The organism is Streptomyces sp. NPDC007929, from assembly GCF_042959065.1.
Taxonomy (GTDB): domain Bacteria; phylum Actinomycetota; class Actinomycetes; order Streptomycetales; family Streptomycetaceae; genus Streptomyces.
On record NZ_JBIBKD010000004.1, the window covers coordinates 543,690 to 564,644 of the forward strand.

Sequence of the window (20,955 nt, forward strand, 5' to 3'; positions counted from 1 at the left end):
AGTCCGAAACTAGCAGTGCTAATTAATGCGCGTTGATGCGCGGCGTGAGGAGCCTTTCGTGCGTCCCGTCCACTTCGCGGCCGCCCGCCGCACCCCCATCGGCAAGCTGCGGGGAGCCCTCTCCTCGGTACGGCCCGACGACCTCGCGGCGACCGTGGTCCGCGCCCTGGTGGCAGGGGTCCCGGCGCTGGACCCCGCCCGGATCGACGACGTCTACTGGGGAGCCGCCAACCAGGCCGGCGAGGACAACCGCAACGTCGCCCGCATGGCCGCGCTGCTCGCCGGCCTCCCCGAATCCGTGCCCGGCGCCACCGTCAACCGCCTCTGCGCCTCGGGCCTGGAGGCCGTGACCACCGCCGCCCGCACCATCGCCTCCGGCGAGGCCGACATCGTGATCGCCGGCGGCTCCGAGTCGATGAGCCGCGCCCCCTTCGTCCTGCCCCGCCCCGACGAGGCCCTGCCGCACCGCATGGAGACCGCCGACACCCGCCTCGGCTGGCGCCTGGTCAACCCGGCCATGCGCGAGCTGCACGGACTGCTGGCCATGGGTGAGACGGCCGAGGAGGTCGCCGCGCGGTACGGCGTCTCGCGCGAACGCCAGGACGACTTCGCCCTGCGCAGCCACCAGCGCGCCGCCCTGGCCCGCAAGAACGGCCACTTCGACGACGAGATCCTCCCCGTGGAGCGCCCCGACGGCGCGGTCGTCGACACCGACGAATGCGTCCGCGAGGACACCTCGTACGAGAAGCTGTCCCGGCTGAAGCCGGTCTTCCGCGACGGCGGCACGGTCACCGCGGGCAACGCCTCACCGATGAACGACGGCGCCGCCGGCCTCCTCCTCGTCAGCAAGGACGCCCTCGACGACCTGGGCCTTCAGTCCCTGGGTCGCTACGTCGCCGGTGCCTCTGCCGGTGTCCACCCCGACGTGATGGGCATCGGCCCGGTCCCCGCCACCCGCAAAGTGCTGACCCGGGTCGGCTGGAGCGTCGGCGACCTGGAGGAGGCCGAGTTCAACGAGGCCTTCGCCGCCCAGGCCCTGGCCTGCGTGGACCAGCTCGGCATCGACCCCGACCTGGTCAACCCCAGCGGCGGCGCCATCGCGCTGGGCCACCCCCTGGGCTGCTCCGGCGCCCGCATCCTGACGACGCTGCTCCACCGGATGCGGCGTACCGGCGCGGGGCGGGGCCTCGCCACCATGTGCGTCGGGGTCGGGCAGGGCAGCGCCGTCCTCGTCGAGCGGTCCTAGGGGGGCCCGGCCCCCGGCCCATCAGGCGAGACAGCGCTTACGGGCACCTGTTCGGTGCACATAGCATCAGTGTTCGCATGAACACCATGACGCTCTGGCACATCACCGGCTGGGAGTTCGCCGCCCTCGCCCTCGCGGCCCTGCTCGTCGGCTTCTCCAAGACCGCCGTGAGCGGGGCCAATACGGTCAGCCTCGCCATCTTCGCCGCCGTGCTGCCCGCCCGTGCCTCCACCGGCGTGCTGCTGCCCATCCTGATCGCCGGGGACCTCCTGGCCGTCGCCACCTACCGGCGGCACGCCCACTGGCCCACGCTGTGGCGGCTCTTCCCGGCGGTCGCCGCGGGCGTCGTCGTCGGCACGGTGTTCCTGCTCTGGGCGGACGACGCGGTCGTACGGACCTCCATCGGCGCGATCCTGCTGCTGATGGCGGCCGTGACGGTGTGGCGTCGCCGTACCGCCGAGAGGGAGGAGGAACCGGAGTCGGTCACCACCCGGCCGGGCCGCCTCAAAGCCCGCTCCTACGGCGTCCTCGGCGGCTTCACCACCATGGTCGCCAACGCGGGCGGCCCCGTGATGTCGATGTACCTGCTCTCCGCGGGCTTCCGCAAGCTCGGCTTCCTCGGCACCTCGGCCTTCTTCTTCCTGATCGTCAACGTCTCCAAGCTGCCCTTCAGCGCGGGCCTCGGCCTGATCGACGGCCGCTCGCTCCTCCTCGACCTGGCGCTCGTGGCGTTCGTCGTACCCGGCGCGCTGTTCGGCAAGTGGGCCGTGCACCGGATCAACCAGCGGCTGTTCGAGCAGCTCGTCATCGCGGCGACGGTCGTGGGCGGACTGCAACTACTGCTGCGCTGACTCACGCAGCAGCGCGGGGAGGTCCGCGAAGGAGCCGATCACATGGTCGGGCGTGCCGTCGGCGGCCCGCAGCGTCTCCGGCTGGAACTTCCCGGTCCGCACGAGTACGCCGGTGACCCCGGCGCGCTGTGCCGCCAGCACGTCGGACTCGACGTCGTCCCCGACCATCACCGCCTCCCGGGCCTCGACCCCCAGCCGGGCGAGCGCCGACGCGAAGAACGCCCGGGCCGGTTTGCCGGTGACCTCGGCCTCCACCCGCGCGGCCCGCTCCAGCCCCGCCAGGAACGCCCCCGAGTCCAGCCGCAGCCCCTCGGCCGTACGCCAGTACAGGTTGCGGTGCATCGCCACCAGCCGGGCCCCGCGCTGCAGATGGCCGAAGGCCCGGTCGAGCGCCTCGTAGCCGAACTCGGGGCCGGCGCCGCCGACCAGGACGACATCCGGTACGGCCTCGGTGTCACCCGCCTCGACGAGGGTGACCCCGTCGAGGTCCTCCGCGATGTCGCCGCTGTTCAGCAGCGCGCAGCGGGCCCCGGGGCAGTGCTCGGCGAGGTGGGCGGCGGTGGCGGCGGGCGCGGTCAGGATGTCCTCGGCGGACACCGGGAACCCCGCCTCCGCCAGGGCCCCGGCGATCGAGGCCCGGGTGCGGGAGGTGGTGTTGGTGACCAGCAACACGCCGAACCCGGCCTCCCGGATCTCCCGCAGCGCCCCGACGGCCCCGGGCAACGGCCGCCACGAGACGGTGAGCACCCCGTCGATGTCGATGAGCACGGCACGTACGGACTCCATGCCAGGACGATAACCACGGGGGGCGGCCCGCGCCGGTCGGTACGGTCGTCCTCACCCCGCCCCGGTGCTCGCCGCACCCGACCTTCTACGCTCGACGCCGTGTCCCCTCATGTCCTGATCCTCGGCGGCACGGCCGAGGCCCGAGCCCTGGCCGCCGCGCTGTGCGCACGTCCCGGCGTGCGTGTCACGACCTCCCTCGCGGGGCGCGTGGCCAAGCCGGGGGCGCTCGCCGGGGAGGTGCGCGTCGGAGGCTTCGGCGGGGCGTCGGGGCTGGCCGGCTGGCTGCGGGCGGAGGGCGTGGACGTACTCGTCGACGCCACGCACCCCTTCGCCGAGTCGATCACCGCCAACGCGGCCCGCGCCGCGGCCGGGACCGGCGTGCCCGCGGTGGTGCTCCGCCGCCCCGGGTGGCGGCCCGGCCCCGGAGATCAGTGGCACTCCGTCCCCACACTGGACGCGGCGGCGGATCTGCTCCCAAGCCTCGGCCGCCGGGTGCTGCTCACCACCGGGCGCCTCGGCCTGGCCTCCTTCGCCCACCTCTCGCGCTTGCGCTTCGTCGTGCGGTCGGTGGATCCCCCCGAGCCGCCGATGCCACCCGACCTGCAGGTGCTGCTCGCCCGCGGCCCGTTCACCGTCCCCGGCGAGACGGCCCTGCTGCGCGAGCACCGCATCGACGTCCTGGTGACCAAGGACAGCGGGGGAGCGGCGACGGCCGCCAAGCTGACCGCGGCCCGGGACCTCGGACTGCCGGTCGTCGTCGTACGGCGGCCGCCGCTGCCGGACGGCGTGACGGCGGTACCGGACGTGGACGGCGTGCTGGCACGCCTGGGGTTCGGGTAGGGCGTTCGTCAGTCGCGGGGGTTGCGGCGCAGCAGGTACGTGTCCATGATCCAGCCCTTGCGCTCGCGGGCCTCGGCGCGCAACCGCTCGATGCGGGGCGCGGCCTCGGCGAGGGGCCCGGAGACGAGGATCTCGTCCGGGGTGCCGATGTAGGCGCCCCAGTAGATGTCGACGTCCTCGTGCGCGTACTGACGGAAGGTCTGGTGGGCGTCGAGCATCACCACGACGTCGTCCACGCCCTCCGGGAAGCCCTCCGCCAGCCGTCGGCCGGTGGTGATCTGCACGGGCCGCGCCACGCGGTTGAGGCCCGTGCGATGCCGGGCGACGAGCGCCGAGACACTGCTGATGCCGGGCACGACGTCGTACTCGAACGCCACGGCGCCGCGCTCCAGCACCTCCTCCAGAATCCCGAGCGTGCTGTCGTACAGCGCGGGGTCGCCCCACACCAGGAAGGCGCCGGTCTGCTCCTCGCCCAGTTCCTCGGCGATCAGCCGCTCGTAGATGTCGGCGCGGGCGCTGCGCCAGTCCCCGACGGCGGGGGAGTAGGCCGAACCCCCGGCCCCGCGGTCCCGCTCCGGGTCACGCGCCTCGACGACGCGGTACGTCCCCTCGGGCACGTGCGCGTCGAGCATGTCCCGGCGCAGCCCGGTGAGGTCCGCCTTCACCTGGCCCTTCTCCAGGATGAAGAACACGTCCGTGCTCCGCAGCGCCCTGACGGCCTGGAGGGTGAGCTGGTCGGGGTCGCCCGCGCCGATACCGATGACATGAATCTTTCGCACCCCCCGAGTCTGCCGCACGGGGGTGAGACGGGTTCCACCGCGGTCGGATCCCCGCCCCGGCCCCGGGGCAGCCCCTCACTCAGGGCACCGGCCCCGCGGTGGCCCCGGCCCCGCGGTGGCCCCGGGCCCACGGCCCCGGGCCCACGGACCCGGGCCCACGGCCCCAGGCCTACGGCGCCGGGCCCACGGCCCCAGGCCTACGGCGCCGCGCCCACGGCGCCACCCTGTCACGGGCCCTGGTTCGAGGGCGTCGGCCCCTCGGCCCTTGCTCCCCGGCGCAGCGCCCGGTCTCGACCTCGGCCCCCGACTTCAGGACGCGCCCCGGGGCGTGTCCACGCCCCCGCTCAGCGCCCCGCTGGACCCACCCCGCGCAGCCGGGGCGCTCGCTCACCCGCGTCCACGGACCGGCCCTCCCGCTCCACCTCCCCGGCCAGCTCCCGGGCCCACCCGGCCACGGCCGTCACGTCGATGCCGTGCGGCCGGGGCTGCCCCGACTCCGACACCCAGGCCTCCGCCGCACCCGCCCCGCGGCGCAACAGCCGGGCCCCGCCCGTCAGATTGCCGCGGGCGGCGTGTGTGAGGCCCACGGCGAGTTGGGCCAGGCCGCGCCACAGCTCGCGTTCCTCGCCGGGGCCCGACTTCCACGCGTCCTCGAACACCTCGTGCGCGTGGAACGGCTTGCCGTCGTCCAGCAACCGCTGCGCCTCCGCCACGGTCTCCTCCGGGGTGCGCACGACACCCTCGGGCTGCCGGGGAACGCCGTCCGCGTCGTACGGCAGGGGGCGGCCGAGACCGTCCCGGGGACGGGCGTTGCGCGCCCGCCCCTCACTGTCACGGTCCCGTGCGTCGCCCGGCCGGCCCGGGCCGTTCTCTTCTGTGCTGCCCATACGCCGATTGTCCCGCCCGGCCCGCTTTCGGCGCGGCCAGGGGTGTGGGGTAAGGTGCTGTTCGCGCGATCACGCGGTTCACCGCGAGGACGCGCACCGGGACGTGGCGCAGCTTGGTAGCGCACTTGACTGGGGGTCAAGGGGTCGCAGGTTCAAATCCTGTCGTCCCGACGGTGCGAAGGGTCCCGCAGGCCGATGCCTGCGGGACCCTTTGCGTTGGGCGTCCGCCCTTGACCTCGAGAGCGCTCCAAGCCGTTGACTCCCTCCGTGCCCCGAAACGGGGGCCGACGGAGGGAGCGACTCATGAAGTACCGCACGATCGGCACGGATCCCACGACCCGTCGCGAGGTGAGTGTCCTCGCGCTCGGCGCGATGCTCTTCGGCTCGGTGACGGACGAGGCGACGTCCTTCGCTCTGCTCGACCGCTACGTCGAAGCCGGCGGGAACTTCATCGACACGTCCGACAACTACGCCTTCTGGGCCGACGGCGGCCAGGGCGGCCAGAGCGAGGAACTCCTCGGCCGCTGGCGGCGCAGCCGCGGCATCGGGGACGAGATCGTCATCGCCACCAAGCTCGGCGCCCGCCCCCTGGCCCCCGGCACCGGCTACGTCGACAACGCCGAAGGCCTGTCCGCGAAGGTGATCCGCGCATCCGCCGACCGCAGTCGCGAACGCCTCGGCGTGACGAAACTGGACCTGCTCTACGCACACATCGAGGACCACACCGTCCCGCTCCAGGAGACCGTCGAGGCCTTCGCCGCCCTGGTCGCCGACGGCACCGCCGGACTGCTCGGCGTGAGCAACCACGCCGTGTGGCGGGTGGAACGGGCCCGGGCCCTCGCCGCGGCGGCCGGACTGCCCGGCTACGAGGTCCTCCAGTACGCGCACACCCACCTGCGCCCCCGCACCGACGTCCCCGACCCCCTCTTCCCCGACGGCAGCCTCGGTCACGCCGGCCCCGACCTGCTCGGCTACCTCAGGGCCGAGCCCGGCCTGACCCTGGTCGCCTACTCGCCGCTGCTGAAGGGCGCCTACACCCGGCCCGAGCGGCTCCCCGCCGACTTCGACCACCCCGGCACCCCGGCCCGGCTCGCGGTACTGCACGACGTGGCCCGGGAGACCGGCGCGAGTGTCAACCAGGTCGTACTGGCCTGGCAGATCGGCGGAGACCTGCCCGTCGTGCCGCTGGCCGGGGTCTCCTCACGGGCCCAGCTGGACGAGAACCTCGCCGCCGTGGACCTGGAACTGAGCCCGGAGCAGCGCGCCCGGCTGGACGCGGCGCACTGAGCCCCGTGGGACCGTGGAGGGAGACGGCAACCGGACCTCCCGAAGGAGCACCGGCCATGACCACCCACCCGGCCCACCCCGCCGCCCGCTCGATCCGCACCACCCCGGAAGGCCTCATGTGGGAGCCCAGCGAGCGCTGGGTGCGCGGCCGCAAGGGCGACGTCACCGTCGTCGACAGCCGGCACCCGGTGCTCGTCTGGGAGCCCCACCTGCCCGTGCCGCAGTACGCCTTCCCCCGCGCGGACGTCCGCACCGACCTCCTCCGACCGGCCAAGAGCCCGCCCACGGGCACCCACACCGGCTCCCGGGACTTCTACGACCTCGACGCCGAGGGCGAGGTGCGCGCGAACGCGGCCTGGACGTTCCCCGCCGACGACCTGGCCGGACACATCTCCTTCGAATGGTTCCTGCGCACCGACACGGGCCTCGACCACTGGTACGAGGAGGACGAGGAGATCTTCATCCACCCCCGTGACCCGCACAAACGCGTCGACGCACTGCCCAGCAGCCGCCATGTGCGGGTCGAGATCGACGGGCAGGTCGTCGCGGACAGCCACACCCCCGTCCTGCTCTTCGAGACCTCCCTGCCCACCCGGTACTACCTCCCCCGTGAGGACGTCCGCCTCGACCTCTTCGACGCCACCGACCACCACACCGGCTGCCCCTACAAGGGCACCGCCGCCTACTGGTCGTGGCGCGGCGAGGCCGACGTACCGCCCGACCTCATGTGGACCTACCCCGAGCCGCTGCCCGCCGTGGCGGTGATCCAGGGGCGCGTCGCCTTCTTCAACGAGGTCGTCGACATCACGGTGGACGGGGAGCGCCAGGAGCGGCCGGACACGCCGTTCAGCCGGATGCTGCGGAGGCGGAGCCACGCGTGAAGCTGTCGAGCAGGGCGTCGAGACCGGCCGCGAGACCCTCCGGCCCGCCCTGCTCGGCGAGCGAGGCGGCGCTCTCCCGCAGCGCCGGCAGCTCCTTCGCGGACAGCCGGTGCAGTCCGAGACGGAAGGCCGGGTCCGTCTCGTCCGGGTTGTCCACCATCGGGCGCAGCTCCACGGACACATAGCCCAGCAGCCACGCCGTGAAGGCGCGGAACACGCCGGCCACGGTCGCCTCGTCGAAACCGGCGCCCCGCAGCAGGGTCAGCACCCTCTCGTGGTCCCGCAGGACCGCGGCGGGCCTGCGGGCCAGTGGGACCGCCAGCAGTCGCGTGGCGATCAGCGGCACCGCCTGCGGATGGGTGAGGCACACGGCGTAGGTCTCCCGGGCGATCCGGTGCAGCCCGGCCCGCCAGTCCGAGTCCCCGTCGCCGTCGGCCAGCCGCTCCTCCAGCTCCAGGTACAGCGCCTCCACCAGCCCGTCCAGCAGGGAGTCCTTGCTCGCCGCGTACCGGTAGAGCGCCATGGCCTCCACACCGAGTTCGGTGCCCAGACGGCGCATGCTCAGGGCGGAGAGGCCCTCACGGTCCACCAGTGCCAGCGCGGTGGTCAGCACGCGCTGCCGGTTCAGCCTGCCGTAGCGCCCGCGGTCGCTCGCCCGCCGCGCCGGGCCTGTCCCTGAGCCGTTCGCCATTCGGGGTGCCTCCTCGTCGCAGACGCCGCTTGTGGGGAGCGCGCATCCCTATACGACGTAAACGTAAGCGATCCGGGCCCCGGTGCACGCGTCATCAGGGCCGTACGGGCACAAGGGCCCGGCGGGGCAGCGCAGAAGATGCACCCCCGAGGGGTGTGGGTCACGATGGGTGAGGATCATCCGCGTCGGAGTATGCAAAGGTGTTCCCCATTGAGCTGCCTGGGCATGAGCTTTCGCCGCGGCTCCCTTCCCAGGTGCAGACCCGTGCCACCTCAACGTCGGTCGCCACGTCCGCACCTGACCGGGAACCCGCCGCGCACACGCCGTGTGAGTCACGGCCCCACGCCGCGAGTTCTCCTGCCCGTGACCGGCCCCTCCCGCGGCGCGTCCCCGGGCGGCGGCACGAAACGCTCCCTCGCCACCCTGCCACGCCCGGTGTGCTCCAGTGCGGATCGTGGGCGGCGGGAATCCTCGCCGTCCCCCGCCGAGCCCACGGAATCCCACCCGACGCACACACCCGCCGAGACGCCCGGAGAGGGCCCGCAACCCGCCGAAGCCCCCGGCCCCGGCCCATCGCGCGGCCGGGGGGACGACGGGCCGCCACAACCTCACGACGCCTCGGGTGACATGGACGAGCCGGGCGAGAGTGCCGCTCAGGACGCGCCCACGAGCGACAGGACGGTGCGCACGGCCCGCACCATCGTGGTGCTCGGCGTCACCGAGGTCATCGGCAAGCTGTCCATGGTCCTCCTCTTCATCGGAGCGGCACGCATCCTCGGAGTGGCCGACTTCGGCGCCTTCGCCTACGCGCTGGCCGTGGGCGCGCTGGCCACCCTCATCCCCCTGTGGGGCTACGACACGATCGTGGTGCAGCGGGCCAGCGCCGACCCCGGCCAGTTGCGGGCACTGCTCGCCCAGCTCATCGTCATGCGCACCGTCCTGGTCGCGCTGGTCCTCGCGATCGTCTGCGCGGTGGCGTTCGGGTTCTCCCGGTCGTCCGACACCCGCACGACCGTGGCCGGGCTGCTCGTGGTCGCCGCCGTCGTGCTCGACACGTACACCGAGGGGTACCGGTCCGCGGCCGCGGCGATGCAACGTCAGAACACCATCGCGGTGGTTCACCTGCTCCAGCGCCTGCTGACCGCTGCCTGGGTCCTGACCGCGCTGCTCCTGGACACCGGACTCCTCGGGCTGGCCGTCGCCTATGCCACCGGAACGGCCGTCGGCCCGGTGGCGGCCATGCTGTTGCTCCGGCGCCAGGGCGTACGCGCCGACTGGGGGACCGTATCGACCGGTTCGCTCGTCCGGCTCAATCGCGGAACCTGGATGATCGGCCTGGAAACCGTCGTGGCGATGGCGCTGTTCCGGCTGGACACGCTGTTCGTGAGCTGGCTGGTGAACAACCGGGCGGTCGGTGTGTACGCCGCGGCCTACCGTCTGCTGGAGACGGCCGTGTTCGTCTGCTGGGTGGTCGCCCGGGCCGTCTTCCCGCTGATGGCCGCGGACCCCAGGCCGCACCGCGTCCGCCGGAACACCGAGCGCGGCATCGGCGTGCTGGCGGCCGTGTTCATCCCGTACATGACGGTGCTGTTGTGCCGGGGACACGATGTACTGCTGCTGCTCTACGGCGAGCAGTTCGCCGATGCCGGTACGGACGTGCTGCGCTGGCTGGCGCCGGCGCCCCTGCTGTTCGGCCTCGTCTACCTGGTCACCGACTCCCTGACCGCGGCCGGTCCGACACTGCGCGTGCTCACCGGGGCGGTGATCGCCCTGGCCGTCAACGTGGCGCTCAATCTGCTGCTCATCCCGCGATTCGGAGCGACCGCGGCGGCGTTCGTGACGTCGCTGTCGTACGCGGTCGAAGCCGTCGTACTGGTCCTCCTCGGGCAGTCCAGGGTGGGGCGCCCCCGGCTGTCGCGCACCCTGCTGCCCGCCGTCGTGGCGTCCGGCGTCGCCGCCGGCCCACTGCTCGCTCCCTGGCCGCTCGCACCGGCTCTGCTCGTCGCCGCGGTGGTCTACGTGCCCTGCTGGATGGTCATCGCGCGTCGCATCGATCCGGAGCAGCTCAGGGTTCTTCGTGACATGGTCAAGCGGAGGAAGCGGACATGACTCGCCCCTTGCGTGTCAGCGTGGTGGCGCCGAGCGGAGTGCTGGGCGGTGCCGAACTCTGGTTGCTGTCCCTGCTGGACGCCACGGACCGGCTCACGGTGGACGCCGTGCTGCTGGCGGACGGACCGCTGCGCGAGGAGCTGGCCCGGCGGGGCGTGCCCTGCGTCGTGCGCCGCACCGGCGGATCGGGAGCCTCGATCGCCGCGTCGGCCGCCTGGCTGACACGCCGACTGCGCGCCGACCGGCCCGACGTGGTCCTGGCGAACGGGGTCAAGGCCGCGTCGGTCGCCGCTCCCGCGGCGTGGCTCGCGGGGGTGCGAAGCGTCTGGGCCAAGCACGATCACTCCCACGACGGCCCCCTGATGACCCTGCTGGCCCTCTTCACCGACGGCTGCGTGGCGACCGGAGCCGAACTGATCCCCGCCTCCCGGCACCGTGACGCCGTGCTGGTGCCCTTCCCCGCACCCGACCGCGCCGCACTGCCCCGCGAGACCGCCCGCCGGGAACTGCTGCGCAGAGGGGTGCGGCTCGGCGAGGACGAACTGCTGCTGCTCACCGTGGCCCGACTGGTCGGTTACAAGGGTGTGGACGACGCCGTCAGGGCACTCGCGCAGCCCGGCACCTCGCGCTGGCGCCTGGCTGTCGTGGGCCCCGACGACCCGGCGGAGCCGGACGAGCGAGAGCGGCTCACCGGTCTCGCGGCCTCCCTCGGCGTCGCCGACCGGGTGGACTTCACCGGCTGGCTCCAGGACGCATGGCAGTTCATCCCGGCTGCCGACGCCGTCGCCGTCCTGACCAAGCCGGCCGGGAGCGGGCCGACGCAGGAGAGCTTCGGTGCCGTGGCGCTGGAGGCGATGCTCGCCGGTGTCCCGGTGATCGCCACCGCGCCCGGCCCCGTCTCGCAGCGGGTGGCGCCACCGGGAGCCGACCCGGCCGGGATCACCGTCGAACCCGCGCGGGCCGACCAGGTCGCGGGGGCGCTGCGGCGGCTGCAGGACCCGGACAGCCGCTCCGCGATGGGGGCCGCAGGGCGCCGCCGCGCTGCCGCCCATCCGGGAGCGGAGCAGAGCGCCGCGCTGCTGGTGCGGACCTTGGCCGAGACCGCCAGGCTGACCGGCACCGGCCTGGAGGGCACCGCCGCGATCAGCGTGGTGACGACCGTGAAGAACGAGGCCGGGGTGATCGACCAGCTCCTGGAACGGCTGGTACCCCAACTGACCGTGGACGGCGACGAGATCGTCGTCGTGGACGGCGGCTCGACCGACGGCACCACGCGACGCGTCGAGAGCTGGAGCTCACGCGACCCGCGCGTGCGCCTGCTGCACGCCCCGGGCACCGGCATCTCGGCAGGCCGCAACACGGGAATCCGGGCGGCCCGCAACGCGCTGATCGCCTGCACCGACGCGGGCTGCTACCCCGCCCCGGACTGGCTGGCCCGGCTGCGCGCGGCGGCCGGGGAGACGGAGGGCGCGAGCCTGCTGACCGGTGTCTACCGCGTGAGCGGCCGGGGAACGGTGGCCCACGCACTCGCCCTGGTCGGCTATCCACGCCCCGAGGAAGCCCGGCACCCCGGGCCCTGGACCCGGGTGTACTGCCGCTTCCTCGGCCGGCAATTCGACGCCAGCCTGCCCACGGGCCGCTCCGTGGCCTTCACCCGGGCGGCATGGGAGGACGCCGGTGGATTCCCGGAACACCTCCGGACCGCCGAGGACGTGCTCTTCGGCCGGGCCGTGGTGGCGGCCGGACATCGCGCGGCACTGGTCACCTCCGCCGAGGTGGGCTGGGAGCAGCGGCCGACACTCCGTCAGACCGCGGCGATGTTCTTCCACTACGGCGAGGGCAGCGGCTGGTCGGCGAACCCCCTCCTGCTGGGCCGCGACACCGCCAGGGCCGTCGCGTACACCGCCGCCGTGGCCGCGTGCCTGCGAAGCCCGGCCGCGCGCCGGGTCACCGCCCTCACCTTCCTCGCCTACCTCTCCCTGCCGCTGACCAGGGCCGTGCGCGACCGGCGCTGGACGGCCCTGCCCGCCGTCCCGCTGGTCGCGGTCGTGCGCGATCTGTCCAAGGCCGCCGGTGCGGCGCACGGCCTGGCCGGCCGGTTGCGATCGGCCCGCGCAGACGGTGCCGCCCCGGGGACGGGTGGGCCCTCGTGATCGGGGGAGGCACCGTCGAGGAGCGCGGGCCCGGACTGCCGGCCGCCGCCGCGCTCCTCGCCGCCACCGTGGGTGTGTGGATCGCCGGATGGAACGTGTCACCGAAACTCGGGCTCGTCCTCATGGTGCCGGTACTCGTGGCGGTGGCCTTCGTCGCGGTCCGCCGCCCGGTGCTGGCCGTGGCCACCGTCCCCCTGCTGCTGGTGGTGGGGAACGTCGGGCTGCCTCTGGGACTGCCTCTCGTCCGGGGCCAGATCGTGGCCGTCGGAGCCGTCGTCCTGATCTCCGCGAAGAAGGGGTACGGGCGGCGGATCGGCTGGTCGCCGGTGATCGCGGCCATGGCGCTGCTGGTCGTGGCCGCCCTGCTGTCCACCCTCACCGGTGTCGATCCGGCCCGCTCGGTACGGCATGACGTGGGCTATCTGATCGGGCTGCTGCTGGCAGCGGCGGTCATCGTGGTCACGGTTCATCGCTCGGACATGCTGCTGCTCGCCTCCGCGGTCTGCCTCGGGGGCACGATCCTGTGCGTCACCGCCGTCACCTCGATCCCCGATCTCCAGGTCGAGAGCAGTGACGCCTCACTGATCGTCAACCGCCCCGCGGGAGTCTTCGGCCAGCCGAACGAGCTCGGCCTGGCAGCCGCGATGACGTTCTGCTTCAGCCTGGCCATGACCGTGCTGGCCCATCGCCGGCGCCGGGCCTGGATGACCACGCTGTTCGCGGTCGCGGCGCTCGTGGCCGCCGCGGCTCTGGTGGCGAGCCTCTCCCGCGGCGCCTGGATCGGCAGCGCCCTCGGACTGGTCGTACTCGCGGTACTGCTGCGCGAGTCCCGGACGCTGCTGATCAGCCTGGCGACGGTCGCCACCGTCGGACTGGCGCTGCTCGTGGTCGCCGTCCCGGCGCAGAACACCCCCGTCGCCGCACAGCGGCTGTTGTCGATCTTCGGAGGCCAGGGCAATCCGTATGACGAGCGCCCCGCCGCGCGGGCGGAAGCCATCGTCCAGATGTCCGAGCAGCCCGTACTGGGGTCCGGTCCCGGCACCTACCAGGCGGCGGCGATGCAGGGCCTCACGCATGTCGACGCCGCGAAGAGGGAGGAGCACGCGCACAATCTGGCGCTCGCCGTGGGCGCGGAGCAAGGCGTCCTCGGAGTGACCGCACTCCTGGTGGCGACCGGTGTCGGGGCGCGAGAGGCGCTGCGCACCAGCCGTGCGCCCTGGCTCCGTGCGAGCAGCGGCGACTCGCGGGACAAGGCCACGACCGGCTTGACGGTCCGCGGTGTGTCGGCCGGAGCGGGCGCGGCCCTGGCCGCCGTGATCGGCCACGGGGCGGTCGACTACCCGCTGCGCAATCCCGTGATCGCCACACTGGTCTGGCTGTTCATCGGGCTTCTGGCGGCATGCGCGTGTACGCGAACGCTCATCCATCCACAAGGAACACGAGGCGACGAACCATGAGCCAGTGGCAGCCACAGCAGTCCGCCGGTGACGGCGCGAGGACACCACCGGATGCCGCACAGGGCCCGCGCGAGGACGGCGGCCCGGCCGCGGCATCGCCTCCGACGTCATCGTCCGGGCCCCGGGAGCCCGGTGGGCCACCACCCGCGGACGATGCGAGAGCCGCCCGCTCCTCCGCGCTGCGCCGACGCGGTGTGCTGGCTGCGCTGCTGGCAGGGGTGCTGGTTCTGATCGGCGGACTGGTGATCATCGAGCAACTGCCCACCCGCTATTCGACGAAGAGCACGATCTCCTTCGCGCCCCGGTCGCAGCCCAATGTCAGCGCGGACGTCATCGAGCTCGTCGCGAACAAGTACGCGGTGGTGGCGACCTCGACGACCAGCGTGGCCTCCGCCGCCAGGGCGGCTTCCGTGACACGCAAGGACCTTCGCGACGCGCTGTCCGTCTCGGTGGCGGCGAACACCGCCAACCTGGACATCTCCGTGACCCTGCCGGACGCCAACGAGGCAGCCACGGCCGCCAACACCGTCGCGACGGTGGTCAGCCGGGCCGCGGCCGACGATCAGCTGATCGCCGGGGAGATCACGGCCCGGGCCGATCCGGTGGCGGCCCAGCTCCAGCCTTCCCGCTCGCTCCTGCGTGTCGTCACGGTGGCGGCGGCCCTGCTGGTGGCCGGCTGGGTCCTCTTCGCCGCCCGCCAGATCAGCCGCCGAGCGGGGAGAACCCGGTGAACGGGCTCCGCGGCAGACCGCTGGTGCTGATGTACCACGCGGTGGGCGAGCGTCGCGCGCTGGAGGACCCGTTCTGTCTGTTCGTCCCACCGGACCGGCTCCACGAGCAGCTCGCCACCCTCCTCGCGCGTGGCTGGACACCACTGACGCTCGACGCCTATCTCCGCGGTGCCCACCCCCCGCGAAGCCTGCTGGTCACCTTCGACGACGGCTACCGGTCGGTGCTGGAGGAGGGGCTCCCCGTCCTGAGGGAACTGAAGGTGCCCGCCACCGTCTTCGTGCTCGGCGGACTCCTCGGCGGCACCTCCCGGTGGATGCCGGAGATGCCCGACGAGCCCCTCCTCGACGCCGAGGGGATCCGCGAACTGGCCGCCGCCGGGCTGGATGTCGCGTGCCACGGGTGGGATCACAGCACGCTGCTGAACGCGTCCCCCGAAGCGCTCGCGCGCAACACCACCCAGGCCGCCCGGGTGCTGACCGAGCTCACCGGCCGGCCGCCCCGCGCGTTCGCCTACCCCTACGGGGACCACGACGCCCCGGCACGCCGCGCGGTGGCGGAAGCCGGGTTCGAGATCGCCTTCAGCACGTACCACGCCGAGGGGCGCTTCGCGACGCCGCGTGTCGCCGTCAGCCCCACCGACACCAGCGCGACGTTCCGCCTCAAGGTGCTGCCGGCCTATCCGGCCCTGCGCCGGATCGCCGGGCGTGTTCCCAAGCTGCGTCCCGCTGTGCACTCCCTGATCGGCCGCGCCCCGAGGAACTGACCCGCGGTGGGCAGGGGTTCGCTCCCGCGGTCGGCCGTCAGTGCAGCCGATCGACCGCACCGGCCGCTTTGACGGCGGCGCGGCGGACTTTCGGGTGGGCGTGGAGCGCCGCGCGGGCGCCACGACCCGACGCCGTCCGTGCTCTCCACAGCGCCGCCCTGGGGGTGTGGCGGGCCACGTACCCCTCGGTGAGGGGCAGTTCCGCCGTCTTGAGGTCCTGTTTGAAGGGTTCGGTGCCCTTTCCCAGGTCGATGCGGGCGATGCCGTGCTTCTCGGCGACCTCGGTGACCTTGAGATACAGGACGAGTCCCGGCGAGCACCGCGCGTACCGCGTGTCGTAGGCGGGGAACCAGTCGGCGAGCACCTGGCGTGATCGCAACGCGTAACGCAGGGCGACGACTTCCTCGCCCGCGTGGAGCACGGCGAGAACGCCCGAGCAGGACTCGGAGGACAGGTCGAGCAGTTCCCGGAGGATCGCCCGGAACCAGTCCTGGGACAGAAGGTTTCGCCGCAGCCCCTTCGCTTCCAGCTGGGCGGCCTTCCAGCGGATCAGGGTCTGAAGGAGCGTGGGGTCGGGGGTATGGAACTCCAGCCGGACCGGGCCCAGTTCGCGGGTCAGCCGGCGTTCCTTCTGACGCACCTCCTTGAGGAAGGCGCGCCGCCGTTGTCCGAGGTACGCGTCGAGGTCGCCGTTCACCTCGATGACGGGTGAGGCGGCTCGGGCGCGATGTGTACCGGCGTTCTCGAATGCGGTCTGCCCGGCCGCCAGATGGTCGTACTCCCAGATCGCGAGGTCGCACGCCCGGAGCAGTTCCATGGGGTCCCAGTCGAGGCCCGGTTCGTGGACGAGGCCCTGGCAGTCGCAGAAGCCGGAGCCGATGGGCTTGCCGGTGCCGAGGGCGTGCCGTTCGAAGGGGAAGAACCCCACGGCGTGCGGGCCCGCCGGAGTGGGGACGGTCAGCCGGGCCACCCTTGCGCTCGGGCGCTGATGCCCCACGGCCCGCGCGAACTCGGGTGAGAGGAAGGGACTGGACAGTTTCAGGTCGCCCTGCTGCATGATGTGCCACGCCCTGAGGTCGGCAGTGGTCAGTTCATCCGGCCGGAGGACCGTGATGTCCATCGCGATCACCTCAGTCATACCGGGAAACCACCGCGGCACAGGGCCAGGTAGAAGTCTAACATTTGGTGCTTTTCCGGTCTGGCGCGGCAGAGTTCGGACCGCGATGCGCCGAGGTGCCCGTCGTGTCGGCCCGTCCTACGCTTGAAGGGTGGACACCGGTGTAGTCCTGATCGACACGTCCGCCGGTCCTGTGCAGGTCACCACCCCGGCGCCCCGTGACACCTGGTGGGAGCTGGCGGGGCAGGACGCGGCGACCCAGATCACGCAGACTCCGCCGTGGCTCGACTGTCTCTGCGCGACGGGGAAGTACCGCGACGCCAGCCGGTTGTACGAGTTCCAGGACGGCAGGAAGCTGGTGCTCCCCCTGGTGGGCAGACGGCAGCGCCCTCGGTGGCTGGACGAGGAGGAGTCCTGGCCGGGGGGTGAGTGGGGGATCGGGGGGCCGGTCCTCTCGGAGGGCGTCGGTGGGAGGGAGGCCCGGGCGATGTTCGACGACCTCGCGCGGCGACCGGCCAACAGGGTCGGTGTGTGGTTCCGGCCGGGGGACGACGCACTGTGGGCGCGGTCCGTGCCCGCGGGCTTCCGGACGCAGCCGAACACGGCGCACGTGCTGAACCTGGAGGGTGGATTCAGCACCGTGTGGGAGCGGCGCTTCCATCAGGGCGTGCGTCGCGGGGTCCGCCGGGCCGAGCGCTCGGACCTGGAGGTCGAGGTGGACCGCACCGGCCGGCTCGCTCCGGACTTCTACCGGCTGTTCGAGCAGTCGATCCCCCGCTGGGCGAAGCAGGACCACGAGCCGCCGGCGCTGGCCCGGTGGCGCAGGATGCGCATCTTCCCGCCGAGCCGGCTGCCCCTGATCGCCGCCCGGCTCGGTGAGTCCTGCACGATATGGCTGGCCCGGCACGGCGGGGAGCCCGCCGCGGCGATCGTCGTCCTGCGGCACGGCAACCACGCCCTGTACTGGCGCGGCGCCATGAACCGGGAACTGGCGCACCCGACCCGGGCCAGTCATCTGCTGCACCGATTGGCGATCGAGGACGCGTGCGCCGCGGGCTGCGAGCAGTACGACATGGGGATCTCCGTCGAAGGGACCACGCTGCGCAGGTTCAAGGAGAGTTTCGGGACGGACAGTTTCTCGTCGCCTCGCTACTACCGTGAGCGACTTCCCTTCCGTGCGCCCAAGCAGGGGCTCCGGTGGGCCGTCCTGCGCGCGGTTCGCTTCCGGGGCACCTGACCGCGCTCACCGTCCTCCCGGCCGGACGCCGTCGGCCCAGGCCCTGACGGCTTCGCCGTACACCGCGTACATGCGCTCGACGACCTGGTCCACGCTGTGATGGCGACGGGTGTAGTCGTGGGCCTGCTTCCCCAGTGCGCGGCCGGACGCCCGGTCGGCCAGCAGATGGGTCAACTTGCCGCCCAGTGCCGCGGGATCGTCCCGCGGCACCAGGCAGTCCGTCGCCTGGCGCGGGGGCAGGAACTCGCGCGCGCCGGGCACGTCGGTGACGACGACGGGCCGCGAGCACGCCATCGCCTCCAGCGGCGCCAGCGCCATGCCCGCCTCCCAGCGCGAGGACAGGGTCACCAGATCGGCGGCTATGTACCAGTCACGGGGATCGGCCACATCACCCGCGAAACTGACCGCCGACGGCGCCCGGGCGGACAGCGCCGCACGGTCCGACCCGTCTCCGACCAGCACGAGCCGGGCTCCCGGTACCCGGTCGACGACGCTCGGCCAGGCCGCCAGGAGGACGTCCTGGCCCTTCTGGTGGCACAGGCGCGCGACGCACACCACCAGCGGTGTCGAGGCGGGTATGCCGAGCCGAGCCCGGACCGTCTCACGGGACGGCGCCGTCGCGGAGTCGAAGTGGCCGATGTCGACGCCGTTGCGCACGATCGTGTACGCCGCGTGCACCCCGGCCGCCTCGCCCTGGCCGCGCTCGCCCTCACTGACGCACACCAGCCGGTGCGCCCACCGGGCACCTGCCCTCTCCCAGCGGACGGTGGCCACGGCCAGGGGACCCGTCACGGCTTCGAACGACCAGGCGTGCGGCTGGAAGACGGTGGGAAGCGCCCCCCGCAGCGCGAGCCGGCCGGCGAGACCCGCCTTGGAACTGTGCAGATGCACGACATCCGGGCGGACGCGCTCGACGAGGCGACGTAGCTCGGCCGCTTCCTTCACCAGGGCGGGGCCGGGGGACCGACGGGCGTTCCATACGCGGACCTCGGCCCCGCCCTGGGCGGCCGCCGTGGACAGCCGGGTGTCCGGCAGGCAGGCCACCACGACCCTGTCGCCCCGGGCCTGCTGCCGGGCGGCCAGATCCGCCACCACGCGCGCCACGCCACCCCCACTGGACTGGGCGATGTGCAGGACGGTGAACAGGTGGGCGTCCTGGCGGTCGCGGCGGTCGCTGTACTGACGCGTGGGTGTCGGCATGATGGCGAGCCTCTCTGTCCCGAGTCCGTACCGGGTTCGCCCGGGTCAAAGCGTAAGTTTACGACATATATGTACACCTTGGACGTCTCCGGATAAAGTGTAAGTATATGTCGTAAACATCGGCGTGAGCCGTTCACAGGGGAGGTCTGACCCCGATGCCCACGACAATCCACGAACGGCGCCGGCCCACGCGAAGGCGCCACCTTCCCTCGGTCAGGCCCGCCGACGGCGAAGCGCGGCGCTCGCGGCGAGGGCCCGCGGAGGAACTCCCCGTGCTGTTCGCGCTCGACGCGGCGGCCGCCGCGGCCGCCTGTCTCGTCACCGGCCTGACCCACGGACGGTGGATCGTGCCGGTCGTGGTCTCGGTGGCGTGGATGCTGTGCCTGGGAGCGCAACGGGCCTACGGGCGCGACTGTCACACGGGTGCCGAGGAGCGCAGGAGGGTCCTGCGGGCCGCCGGCACGGTGGTCGCCGGGGTCGGGGTGATCTGGTGGTTCACCTCGTTCGACCAGGCGGCGCGTGACGGTCTCGGCACGGTTGCCGTCGCCACCGCGCTCACGATCGCCCTGCGCCATGTCCGACGCCGCGGGCACCCGTCCGCGCGGCGGATCCTGGTCGTGGGGCCGGCGCATTCGTCCGCGGAGCTGATCGCGAAGATCCGGCGGTCGGACGGCTGCGGCTTCGTGGTCGTGGGTGCCTGCCTGACGGATCCGGCCTACGCCGGTGAGGTCACGGCGCGCGGTGTGCCGGTGCTGGGCGGGGCCGGGGACGCCGCCCACGCGGTGCAGCAGAGCGGCCCGGACGCCGTCGTGGCCATGCCCTGCCCGGAGCTGGACGCCGAGAAGCTGAGGGAACTGTCCTGGCGACTCCAGGGAGACGACATCGAGCTGATGCTCGCACCGGTCCTCGGCGATGTCGCGGCGGGGCGCATCGGTGTGCGGATGGTCGCGGGGATGCCGTTGCTGCGGCTGCGCGCGCCCGACCTGTCCAGGCTGGCGCGCGTCCCCAAGACGATCGCCGACCGGCTGCTGGCCGTACTGGCGCTCCTGGTCCTCTCTCCGCTCATGCTGGGCATCGCGGTGGTGGTACGACTGGACAGCCCCGGGCCCGTCCTCTTCCGTCAGCGGCGGCTCGGCTACGGCGGACAGCCGTTCACGGTGCTCAAGTTCCGCTCGATGTATCAGGGTTCCGAGAAGCGCAAGGCGGAGCTGGCCCATCTCAACCAGAACCATGAGGGACTTCTCTTCAAGATCGCCGACGACCCTCGGGTGACCCGATCCGGCTCGTTCCTGCGCCGGTACTCGCTGGACGAGCTCCCGCAGCTTCTCCATGTGGCGTCCGGGAAGATGTCGTTGGTCGGACCGCGGCCTCTGTCGGCGCAGGCCAGCGCCTACACCGAGGAGATGAAGCGCCGCTTGCTGGTCAAGCCGGGCCTGACGGGGCTGTGGCAGGTCAGCGGGCGCTCCGATCTGTCGTGGCAGGAGAGTCTCCACTACGACCTGAGCTACGTGGAGAACTGGTCGCCGTCTCTCGACCTGTCGATCCTGCGCCGGACCGTCTCCGTCGTGGTGCGCGGCACCGGCGCCTATTGACGCCCTCCGGCTCATCCGGCCGACCTCGGTCGCGAAGCCCTGTGCGCGCCCGCCCGGCGACGAGCCGGCCGTGAGGCCGACGCCGCGGCGCTGGATGACGGACCACGGAGCAGGCAGCCGGTGACGCACGTCGCAGTGAGGTGCCGGGAGTGGCTCCGCCCCCGGCACCTGGCCGGGCCCTGGCTGGTCGGTCGACCGGCCAGGGCCCGGCGTATCGAGGCGCTCAACCACTCTGCCGGCAGTGCCCGGTTCACCCGCGAAGCCCGGTGGGCCTGTCCGCGCCGCACGGCCTCGGCCGTGCGGCGCCGACAGGCCTACCGGGTCCGCCTCACAAGCGCGTGGGGGTG

At 73.0% G+C, this 20,955-nt stretch carries 18 protein-coding genes and 1 tRNA gene; 13 read left to right on the forward strand and 6 right to left on the reverse strand.

Features of this window, described 5'->3' with window-relative positions:
* Positions 1–58: 58 nt before the first annotated feature.
* Complete coding sequence (locus tag ACFZDE_RS16060) at positions 59–1,246, forward strand: acetyl-CoA C-acyltransferase (protein WP_391200285.1); 1,188 nt, start codon at positions 59–61, stop codon at positions 1,244–1,246.
* Between the two features lie 77 nt (positions 1,247–1,323).
* Positions 1,324–2,097, forward strand: a complete 774-nt coding sequence (locus ACFZDE_RS16065) for a TSUP family transporter (RefSeq protein ID WP_390996125.1) — start codon at positions 1,324–1,326, stop codon at positions 2,095–2,097.
* On the opposite strand, the gene ACFZDE_RS16070 is transcribed toward ACFZDE_RS16065, so the two are convergent.
* Entirely contained in the window at positions 2,083–2,883 is an 801-nt protein-coding gene (locus tag ACFZDE_RS16070; protein WP_391200286.1) for an HAD-IIA family hydrolase, read from the reverse strand. The two genes, ACFZDE_RS16065 and ACFZDE_RS16070, sit on opposite strands and share 15 nt — an antisense overlap.
* A gap of 99 nt (positions 2,884–2,982) precedes the next feature.
* Between ACFZDE_RS16070 and ACFZDE_RS16075 the strand changes: the two genes are divergently transcribed.
* On the forward strand, positions 2,983–3,723 hold the full coding sequence (locus tag ACFZDE_RS16075) for a cobalt-precorrin-6A reductase (protein WP_391200287.1): 741 nt from the start codon (positions 2,983–2,985) through the stop codon (positions 3,721–3,723).
* Between the two features lie 8 nt (positions 3,724–3,731).
* Here ACFZDE_RS16075 and cobF read toward each other — a convergent pair whose 3' ends face one another.
* Positions 3,732–4,502: a precorrin-6A synthase (deacetylating) gene (gene cobF, locus ACFZDE_RS16080; protein ID WP_390996134.1), complete on the reverse strand. Its 771-nt coding sequence runs from the start codon at positions 4,500–4,502 to the stop codon at positions 3,732–3,734.
* A 344-nt stretch (positions 4,503–4,846) separates the two neighbouring features.
* A complete protein-coding gene (locus ACFZDE_RS16085) occupies positions 4,847–5,389 on the reverse strand; it encodes a DUF309 domain-containing protein (protein WP_391200288.1) in 543 nt (180 codons plus the stop codon).
* 97 nt (positions 5,390–5,486) lie between these two features.
* On the opposite strand from ACFZDE_RS16085, the gene ACFZDE_RS16090 reads away from it, so the two are divergent.
* The 3 genes from ACFZDE_RS16090 (at position 5,487) to ACFZDE_RS16100 (ending at position 7,557) form a co-directional block, all read left to right on the forward strand.
* Positions 5,487–5,560: transfer RNA gene (locus ACFZDE_RS16090), tRNA-Pro, on the forward strand.
* A 132-nt stretch (positions 5,561–5,692) separates the two neighbouring features.
* Entirely contained in the window at positions 5,693–6,676 is a 984-nt protein-coding gene (locus tag ACFZDE_RS16095; RefSeq protein ID WP_391200289.1) for an aldo/keto reductase, read from the forward strand.
* 56 nt (positions 6,677–6,732) lie between these two features.
* Positions 6,733–7,557 carry a DUF427 domain-containing protein gene (locus ACFZDE_RS16100; RefSeq protein WP_391200290.1) on the forward strand — a complete coding sequence of 275 codons (825 nt, stop codon included), beginning with the start codon at positions 6,733–6,735 and terminating at the stop codon, positions 7,555–7,557.
* On the opposite strand, the gene ACFZDE_RS16105 is transcribed toward ACFZDE_RS16100, so the two are convergent.
* Positions 7,523–8,248, reverse strand: a complete 726-nt coding sequence (locus ACFZDE_RS16105; RefSeq protein WP_391200291.1) for a TetR/AcrR family transcriptional regulator C-terminal domain-containing protein — start codon at positions 8,246–8,248, stop codon at positions 7,523–7,525. The two genes, ACFZDE_RS16100 and ACFZDE_RS16105, sit on opposite strands and share 35 nt — an antisense overlap.
* A gap of 627 nt (positions 8,249–8,875) precedes the next feature.
* Here ACFZDE_RS16105 and ACFZDE_RS16110 point away from each other — a divergent pair.
* Genes ACFZDE_RS16110 through ACFZDE_RS16130 form a run of 5 tightly spaced genes read left to right on the forward strand, consistent with a single transcriptional unit; the run spans position 8,876 to position 15,462 of the window.
* On the forward strand, positions 8,876–10,357 hold the full coding sequence (locus tag ACFZDE_RS16110) for an oligosaccharide flippase family protein (protein ID WP_391200292.1): 1,482 nt from the start codon (positions 8,876–8,878) through the stop codon (positions 10,355–10,357).
* Positions 10,354–12,510, forward strand: coding sequence for a glycosyltransferase (locus tag ACFZDE_RS16115; RefSeq protein WP_391200293.1), 2,157 nt, complete (start codon positions 10,354–10,356; stop codon positions 12,508–12,510). The genes ACFZDE_RS16110 and ACFZDE_RS16115 overlap by 4 nt, the downstream gene beginning before the upstream one ends.
* Positions 12,507–13,967, forward strand: coding sequence for an O-antigen ligase family protein (locus ACFZDE_RS16120; protein WP_391200294.1), 1,461 nt, complete (start codon positions 12,507–12,509; stop codon positions 13,965–13,967). The genes ACFZDE_RS16115 and ACFZDE_RS16120 overlap by 4 nt, the downstream gene beginning before the upstream one ends.
* On the forward strand, positions 13,964–14,698 hold the full coding sequence (locus tag ACFZDE_RS16125) for a hypothetical protein (RefSeq protein ID WP_391200295.1): 735 nt from the start codon (positions 13,964–13,966) through the stop codon (positions 14,696–14,698). Before ACFZDE_RS16120 ends, ACFZDE_RS16125 begins: the two co-directional genes overlap by 4 nt.
* Positions 14,695–15,462 (forward strand): polysaccharide deacetylase family protein, encoded by a 768-nt coding sequence (locus ACFZDE_RS16130; RefSeq protein ID WP_391200296.1) that lies wholly within the window; start codon positions 14,695–14,697, stop codon positions 15,460–15,462. Before ACFZDE_RS16125 ends, ACFZDE_RS16130 begins: the two co-directional genes overlap by 4 nt.
* Positions 15,463–15,499: 37 nt before the next feature.
* On the opposite strand, the gene ACFZDE_RS16135 is transcribed toward ACFZDE_RS16130, so the two are convergent.
* Entirely contained in the window at positions 15,500–16,600 is a 1,101-nt protein-coding gene (locus ACFZDE_RS16135; protein ID WP_391200297.1) for a GNAT family N-acetyltransferase, read from the reverse strand.
* A gap of 130 nt (positions 16,601–16,730) precedes the next feature.
* Between ACFZDE_RS16135 and ACFZDE_RS16140 the strand changes: the two genes are divergently transcribed.
* The gene (locus ACFZDE_RS16140; RefSeq protein ID WP_391200298.1) at positions 16,731–17,816 is read left to right on the forward strand and encodes a GNAT family N-acetyltransferase; all 1,086 of its coding nucleotides are present in this window, start codon (positions 16,731–16,733) and stop codon (positions 17,814–17,816) included.
* 6 nt (positions 17,817–17,822) lie between these two features.
* Here the strand turns inward: ACFZDE_RS16140 and ACFZDE_RS16145 are convergent, their stop codons facing one another.
* The gene (locus tag ACFZDE_RS16145) at positions 17,823–19,016 is read right to left on the reverse strand and encodes a glycosyltransferase (RefSeq protein WP_391200299.1); all 1,194 of its coding nucleotides are present in this window, start codon (positions 19,014–19,016) and stop codon (positions 17,823–17,825) included.
* A 272-nt stretch (positions 19,017–19,288) separates the two neighbouring features.
* On the opposite strand from ACFZDE_RS16145, the gene ACFZDE_RS16150 reads away from it, so the two are divergent.
* Positions 19,289–20,608: an exopolysaccharide biosynthesis polyprenyl glycosylphosphotransferase gene (locus ACFZDE_RS16150; RefSeq protein WP_391200300.1), complete on the forward strand. Its 1,320-nt coding sequence runs from the start codon at positions 19,289–19,291 to the stop codon at positions 20,606–20,608.
* Positions 20,609–20,955 lie beyond the last annotated feature (347 nt).

Coding starts and splice junctions, on each gene's coding strand:
- ACFZDE_RS16125 (WP_391200295.1), top strand. CDS start 13,964: ATGAGCCAGTGGCAGCCACAGCAGTCCGCCGGTGACGGCGCGAGGACA.
- ACFZDE_RS16085 (WP_391200288.1), bottom strand. CDS start 5,389: ATGGGCAGCACAGAAGAGAACGGCCCGGGCCGGCCGGGCGACGCACGG.
- ACFZDE_RS16145 (WP_391200299.1), bottom strand. CDS start 19,016: ATGCCGACACCCACGCGTCAGTACAGCGACCGCCGCGACCGCCAGGAC.
- ACFZDE_RS16070 (WP_391200286.1), bottom strand. CDS start 2,883: ATGGAGTCCGTACGTGCCGTGCTCATCGACATCGACGGGGTGCTCACC.
- ACFZDE_RS16100 (WP_391200290.1), top strand. CDS start 6,733: ATGACCACCCACCCGGCCCACCCCGCCGCCCGCTCGATCCGCACCACC.
- ACFZDE_RS16105 (WP_391200291.1), bottom strand. CDS start 8,248: ATGGCGAACGGCTCAGGGACAGGCCCGGCGCGGCGGGCGAGCGACCGC.
- ACFZDE_RS16065 (WP_390996125.1), top strand. CDS start 1,324: ATGAACACCATGACGCTCTGGCACATCACCGGCTGGGAGTTCGCCGCC.
- ACFZDE_RS16110 (WP_391200292.1), top strand. CDS start 8,876: ATGGACGAGCCGGGCGAGAGTGCCGCTCAGGACGCGCCCACGAGCGAC.
- ACFZDE_RS16135 (WP_391200297.1), bottom strand. CDS start 16,600: ATGACTGAGGTGATCGCGATGGACATCACGGTCCTCCGGCCGGATGAA.
- ACFZDE_RS16115 (WP_391200293.1), top strand. CDS start 10,354: ATGACTCGCCCCTTGCGTGTCAGCGTGGTGGCGCCGAGCGGAGTGCTG.
- ACFZDE_RS16095 (WP_391200289.1), top strand. CDS start 5,693: ATGAAGTACCGCACGATCGGCACGGATCCCACGACCCGTCGCGAGGTG.